This is a genomic window from Salinivibrio sp. MA427, assembly GCF_001996115.1.
GTDB classification, from domain to species: Bacteria; Pseudomonadota; Gammaproteobacteria; order Enterobacterales; family Vibrionaceae; genus Salinivibrio; species Salinivibrio costicola.
Genome location: NZ_MUFH01000314.1, coordinates 1 through 2681, shown reverse-complemented (window position 1 = coordinate 2681; position 2681 = coordinate 1). Strand labels below are relative to the sequence as shown.

2 protein-coding genes are annotated in these 2681 nt (G+C 53.7%); both read right to left on the bottom strand.

What is annotated here, in order from left to right; genetic code table 11:
- Positions 1-1866, bottom strand: a 1866-nt coding sequence (gene pta, locus BZG79_RS13795) for a phosphate acetyltransferase (protein ID WP_077774688.1), incomplete at its 3' end; no start/stop codon positions are given.
- Between the two features lie 105 nt (positions 1867-1971).
- Positions 1972-2681 (bottom strand): acetate/propionate family kinase (locus BZG79_RS13790; RefSeq protein WP_199877902.1); only part of this gene is annotated, 710 nt, incomplete at its 5' end.

Sequence of the window (2681 nt, the reverse complement as noted above, 5' to 3'; positions counted from 1 at the left end):
CTGCAGTGGGCCATCGATGATCAGATCAGGACGCTTCTCTTGGGCAAGACGGGTGGCTTCGCGGACTTTATCCACGTCTGCCCCTTTGCCTGAGCTACCGGTCGAGTAAGAGATCATCGCTACGCGAGGTTCAATACCGAATGCCGCGGCAGAATCGGCAGATTGGATCGCGATTTCAGCCAGTTGTTCAGCATTTGGATCCGGGTTAATCGCACAGTCACCGTATACCAGCACTTGCTCAGGCAGCAGCATAAAGAATACTGATGAGACCAAAGAAGCGTTCGGTGCGGTTTTGATGATTTGCAGCGGTGGACGGATGGTGTTAGCGGTGGTGTGAACCGCGCCCGATACCAGGCCATCCACTTCGTTCGCTTCTAGCATCATGGTACCCAGTACCACGGTATCTTCGAGGTGCTCTTGGGCAATGACCTCGGTAATACCTTTGCTCTTACGCAGCTCGACCAAGCGTGCCACGTATTTATCGCGTGCTTTTACCGGATCGATAATTTCTACGCCAGCGCCCAAGGTCACGCCTTGTTGCTCTGCAACGCGTTTGATTTCTTCTGGGTTACCCAAAAGCACACACTCGGCAATTTTACGCTCGGCACAGATAGCGGCGGCCTTGATGGTGCGTGGCTCGTCACCTTCGGGTAGCACAATGCGCTTAGCGGCTCGACGTGCAAACTCGGTCAGCTGATAACGGAATGCGGGTGGACTGAGGCGACGTTCGCGGTTCGACCCTGAGCTGAGTGATTCAATCCAGTTGCCATCAATGTGGCCAGCAACGTGGTCGTTCACAAACTCAACACGGGCTTTATCGTCAGCCGGCACTTCAAGGCTAAAGCTTTGCAGATTGAGCGACGTCTGCCAGGTGTTACCTGCAGTGGTAAATACCGGAAGGCCGGTTTCAAACGCGCGGTCACACAGGGCTTTTAATTGATCAGGGATGGCATAACCACCGGTCAGCAACAAGGCACCGATTTCTACGCCGTTCATCGCAGCTAGACACGCGGCGACGATCACGTCAGGGCGGTCAGCCGAAGTCACGAGCAAGGAGCCTGGGCGGAAGTGTTCAACCATATTAGGGATTGAACGCGCACAGAAGGTAATGCTCTTGATGCGACGTGAGTGAATTTCGCCTTCGTTGATAATGGTGGCGTTCAAGTGCTTGGCCATATCGCTAGCACGGGTCGCGATCAGGTCGATTTTCCATGGCACACAACCCAGTACACGGATTGGGCTGGAGTTGAAAATCTGCATCACTTCAACGTTAGTTGGACGTGCGCCGTCCGCTTCGTCAAAGATTTCTGACAGGTCAGGGCGCGTACGACCTGCATCATCAACAGGCGCGTTAAGCTTGTTGATGATCACACCTGAAATGTTGCCGTTTTTGCTGCCACCAAAGTTGGTGCAGGCAAACTCGATACGCTCTTTAAGCTGGGCAGGGTTGTCAGTGCCTGGGGTGGTCACAAACACGATTTCTGCATCCAGTGTTTTCGCGATCTCGTAGTTGATCTGGTTCGCGAAGGGGTGGTTACGTGTGGTGACCAAGCCTTCGACGAGCGCAACTTCTGCGTTTTCAGTGGCACGAGTAAAGCGCGCGAGCACTTCTTCGAGCAGCACATCTTCTTGATCCGAGCGCAGCAGGTTTTCGGCTTGGTTCATTGACATCGATTCGGCGACTCTCATATCACTGTTGGCGTGAATGATTTCCGTCGTCAGATCGGTGACGTCAGTGTCGCTACCGTGATGTGGCTGAGCAATCGGTTTAAAAAATGAGACGCGGACGCCTTTACGCTCCATCGCTCGCATGACGCCAAGGCTGACACTTGTCAGGCCGACGCCGGAGCCGATTGGAATTAGCATAATAGTACGGGACACGTTGACTTCCTCTTACTATCTGGTTGGCGTGCCGGATGGTCCGGCACGAATACAAAAACGGCTGAGTGGAATCAGCCGTTGGAAATGGTCTTACAGGCCAGTTAGGCGCGCAGTGTCTTGCGCAATCACCAACTCTTCGTTGGTTGAAATCACCATCGCAGGCACGCGGCTTGCGTCGGTAGTGATCACGCCTTCGCCGCCAAAGCGGGCTTTCAGGTTGCGCTCTTTATCGACCTCAACACCCAGCAGAGCTAGGCGCTCGAGTACCAATTCGCGAATTGGGCCTGAGTTCTCACCGATACCGCCGGTGAAGACAATTGCGTCCAGGCGGCCGTCGAGGGTCGCGGTGTAGCTGGCTACGTACTTGGCAAGACGGTGGCAGAACACGTTCATTGCACGTGTTGCTTCTTCTTTCTCGCCGTAGTTATCTTCAACAAAGCGGCAGTCAGAGGTCACTTCGGTCAAGCCTTGCAGGCCAGACTCTTTGGTAAGCATGGTGTTGATTTGCTCAACGCTATAACCGAGTGCATCGTGCAGGTGGAAGATAATCGCTGGGTCTAGGTCACCAGAGCGGGTGCCCATTACCAAGCCTTCCAATGGGGTCATGCCCATTGAAGTATCGACCGATTTGCCGTTTTTAATCGCACATACTGACGCACCGTTACCAAGGTGGCAGTTGATGATGTTCACTTCGTCGACAGGCTTGCCAAGTTGCTCAGCGGCCGCATTGGCGATAAAGAAGTGAGAGGTACCATGCATGCCGTAGCGACGAATGCCGTGCTCTTTATAAAGATTATAAG